The sequence below is a fragment of the Pseudovibrio ascidiaceicola genome, assembly GCF_900114245.1.
In the GTDB taxonomy this organism is placed as follows: Bacteria; Pseudomonadota; Alphaproteobacteria; order Rhizobiales; family Stappiaceae; genus Pseudovibrio; species Pseudovibrio ascidiaceicola.
The window spans coordinates 1-4129 of record NZ_FOSK01000036.1; the positions used below are offsets into that span (position 1 = coordinate 1).

The 4129-nt window shown below is 46.0% G+C and carries 3 protein-coding genes; all 3 read right to left on the reverse strand.

From position 1 onward, the window contains the following. Positions 1 to 681: 681 nt before the first annotated feature. Positions 682 to 2457 carry a M10 family metallopeptidase gene (locus BM231_RS26685; RefSeq protein WP_159438008.1) on the reverse strand — a complete coding sequence of 592 codons (1776 nt, stop codon included), beginning with the start codon at positions 2455 to 2457 and terminating at the stop codon, positions 682 to 684. A gap of 649 nt (positions 2458 to 3106) precedes the next feature. Next, positions 3107 to 3376 (reverse strand): hypothetical protein, encoded by a 270-nt coding sequence (locus tag BM231_RS27310; RefSeq protein ID WP_093524414.1) that lies wholly within the window; start codon positions 3374 to 3376, stop codon positions 3107 to 3109. A gap of 308 nt (positions 3377 to 3684) precedes the next feature. Continuing rightward, positions 3685 to 4129, reverse strand: a 445-nt coding sequence (locus BM231_RS26705; protein ID WP_425287833.1) for an SPFH domain-containing protein, incomplete at its 5' end; no start/stop codon positions are given.

Consider the following 4129-nt stretch of genomic DNA (forward strand, 5'->3'; position numbering starts at 1 on the left):
TAAACAGGTCGGATACATAGTAGCGACTTCAAGGTTTCAAGTAACAACTCTCTTGCGAAATGCAGGCGGTCCATACATAACGGCTCCTGTTGGCATAGATATGCGAACGTATGCAGCGGTGTGATCATAGCTGCCATTTGCTTAATGACGGAGCAGCCTATACAAAGCGAGATGTCGACTTAAAGTTGACTTTAATCCGCTTAACGCTCAGGGCCAATACCGGACATTAAGGCGTTTCTATCAAGGGTTGATAAGTGTCTTAAATGGATACAAGTTCTTTCCCAAACTCAGCTCCAATTGGAAATTAGCTTTTGAAGAATGTTTACCGACATGCAGCTGAGTAAGAAAGAGCACAAGAGCTAAGCGTGGAGGTATCGATTTTACTTGGCATTCAGAACTTCGAAATTAGACCAGAGGGCGGCCTTGCAATGTCACTTTCAACCAGATCAGTTTGGAATTCTAAACTTTTTAAGCCAACGCAGATTAGTCACTTTTTGCATGTTGTTGCTGAATGATCTCCGCAACGTTTAGCCCTATCTTTCTGATTAAACTCCTCGTGATGAAGAGCATACAAAAACTTGGGCCTTCCCCAGAAGGGGAACCAATAATATGGTTGCTCTAAACGTTTAACTGCTCATGGTTTGGAATAACCCGCAGACGCGGGTTATTTCATGTTGGTTATCACACAAATATGAAGTCATCTACCGTGATGTTGCTTACGGCAACGTCTGAAAGGGTGATGGAGCTACCCTCATAAGAAATGACGGTGTCACCGTCCTTACCGGAGATATTTAGGTCGTTGAAGCTATCGATATTGTCTAAGAATTCAATTAGATCAAAGCCATCTTCGAAGTCGATGATTTCATCAGCACCCCAATTGGTATCAAACACAAACCTGTCATTTCCGGAACCTCCGGAAAGCATGTCGTCGCCGAAACCACCTTCAAGACGATCATGGCCAGCATTGCCATAAAGAGCGTTGTCGGCGAAGTTACCGATCAACGTGTCGTTGCCTGAACCTGCATAGGCAGTTTCAATCACTGTATCACGCATGATGGCCAGATTGCCTTTGTAGCCATTCACATCAGAATAAGTTTCTGCCAACAGCGAGATTTTCTGATCAGCACGCACAGAACTAAAGTTGAGAGTGTCCTGCCCTCCGCTGTCAGAGATGGTGTAGGTTACCCGGTTCAGATCCGCCAGATCATCATAGTAACCTCCAGCGGTTGAGTTTTCGCCATAAACAGTGTCACCACTGCGAATGTTATCAGCGGTGCCATAGAGATCCTGCATTGCAAGAATGTCAGCAATCATTGGCGTAACGACATAGGCATAGCTGGCGTCCACAGCAGAGTTCTCGCTCTGCGAGAAGTAGGACATAACTGTGCCCTGCCAAGAATCGTTCGCATAGTGGTTATCTACACCATAGCGTGCGCTGCCGTTGTAGTTGCCAGCATGCCCCAGGCCGAGAGCATGGCCGATTTCATGGATGTAAGTCTGGAATGAATAGGAATCCAGACTGGTTCCACTGTTATTCAACCATGAAGTGCTCACGTTTACGGTTGATGACTGAATGGTGCCGCCATATGTGCGGGAGCTTGAGTAGGCGCCGCTTTTATCATCACTGAAGGTGATTTGTGCGCTAGAATTTGCCTGCTCAAAATTGATGCCGGTGGTCATCGACCAAGCATCAAGAGCTTTGATCGCGAGAGCCCGACCATCACTGTTCAAGCTTGTTAGGTTTACCGTAATCGTGCCGCCTGGTTCCACATCAAATGCACGACGACCACTGCGCCAAGCTACATCAGTGAGCTGGTTAGCGATTTGATCATTGGTAAAGTGCCCCTCAGGCACAACGATCTCAGGGTCGGAGGTTGGCTGGGGAACCACCGGATCTGGATCCACAGGGTCTGGATCTACCGGATCTGGGTCCACCGGATCTGGGTCCACAGGGTCTGGGTCCACAGGGTCTGGATCTACAGGGCCTGGATCTACAGGGTCTGGATCTACTGGAACGGAATTCTCGATGACGTTGATCTCATAACTACCGGTATAACGATTACCAAAGGAAGAAGCGCCAATATAATATTTGCCGCTGGAAGTAGCCGTAAACGTGATCTCAGAATTACGTCCTTCTCCACTGTCGTCATCAAAGGCAATACGGTTACCATCACTATCATAGAGCGTAAGGACAGTGTTGCGAACACCGTAGTATCCGGCTCCTTTCAGGGAGACTGTATACTCTTTACCTTCTTCAAGCTCGATTGCCACAGCATCACGATCACCGCGGTAGCTCAACCTTCCAACGAAGCTCTCGCCCGCATCAATTGTATAGGGTGTGGAGCGACTAAATGGGGCATCACGCCATTCATCGCCAGATGAAGTCCATTTGTAGGGATAATAGCCATAAGGATTGTACTTATAGCGGCCAGAAGAGCCCCAATAACTGTAATGCATTTTACCCTCAATTTTTACTTTAACTACAGAAGTAAAATTGAGCACAAGTCAGAAATAAACAATATTAATTAGTATTTTTTCACATGAATTTTGTTTTTTAAAACATAACTCAAACTTAATATATGTAAAACTAATTTTTGTCTAAAATGCGTCTGAATGCAAATTATCAACCCTAATGACTCTATGTAATTGATATCTATTGTTATTTATTACTGAAGTCGATTTTATAGAGTTATGTCGAATAAACTGTATACTTCATTATATAAATTATTTACACATAATATAGCCATAATTTAATATTTTTACTTAGGTTTTATATAGCGAAAAGAGTACTATCAGAGATGGCTTGGGAAATCTGAACAGTTACCCGAACTAGATTCGCTCTTGAAACAGGCATGAGGAAATGGAGAGTTTGGCCCTCTCGCCTTTGTCTGGGAGCTTTAAAGATTTTTGCTTTAATTTTGAATCTTCATGTTTGCCAAAGGCGTTGATTTTGCCCATACCACCCTCAACCACTAGGTGGCGCGGTACTCACCGCTGATTGCAGAAGAGGCGAGGCAGTAAAAGCGAAAAATGTGCACCTCGTAGCGCATGGGTGAGACTAAGCCTCCCCCCTTTGAAGCCAGGTTCTGAGTTGATCAAAAGCCGATTACGTTCGATATTGTAGCTGCAACACTAACCCTGTTTCCAATGACTTGGAGCCAAGATTGTCGAGGCCTGAGGGGCGATCAAAGTTCTGACCAACCAGTTCCATGCTCGATAAGGAGAGATCCGCAACTTTCTGAATGGTGCCGGTGAGATATAGTGTCATATTGAAATGACGCTCGTTGACCTGTAGTTGCCTGTCAGCGTGGTTCGCTTTCAAGCCTGAAGTACAGACGAAGTGGCCTCTCGCTGCCAACACAAAGAGCAGATGCATAAAAGCTTACACTCTGGACAAACGGGGCCAACAATGGACCTACAGTCAGTTCCAGCATGGGTAGAATTCAGCTTAGGTAAAGTGTTGCGCTCTGCAATAAGCATTTTCAAATGCCGCAACTGCCGAAATTGCTTCACCCTTGACTGTCCTGGCACTTGTAATCTCTATAACATAGGTCATTGGGGATCCCGTAGTTGCTTTCGGGATTAAACCAGGATGCAATAGTGAACCTCAAGAAACTCCTTTGACCAACTGTAATAGAGCCCTTGAGAGATACCTTCCAGCCAGCATAACTCAGAAACACTTCCTTATTTTTCCTCTCCTGCAGAACCCTTCAGGCTAAGCCGGCCTATCAGTTCCATTGGCATTGGAAAGACAATCGTATTACTTCTATCGCTCGCGATTGTCTGCAGTGTTGTCAGGTAACGCAGCTGCATAGCTTGATCGTTCTGGGAGAGAATTCCGGCGGCTTCCAGAAACTTTTCCGCTGCTTGGGATTCGCCTTGAGCATCGATGACCTTGGCACGGCGAAGCCGCTCTGCCTCTGCCTGCTTTGCGATTGCACGGATCATCCGTTCATCAAGGTCGATGTGCTTCAATTCCACATTTGACACCTTGATACCCCAAGCCTCCGTCTGTTCATCCAAAATACGCTGGATATCGGAGTTTAGCCGATCTCTCGATGCAAGCATTTCGTCAAGTTCATGTTGACCAGCGACCGAGCGGAGGGTTGTCTGGGCCAGTTGGGTTGTC

Excerpts from the sequence above, each read along its gene's own strand:
- BM231_RS26685 (WP_159438008.1), bottom strand. The coding sequence starts at position 2,457 with ATGCATTACAGTTATTGGGGCTCTTCTGGCCGCTATAAGTACAATCCT.
- BM231_RS27310 (WP_093524414.1), bottom strand. The coding sequence starts at position 3,376 with ATGCATCTGCTCTTTGTGTTGGCAGCGAGAGGCCACTTCGTCTGTACT.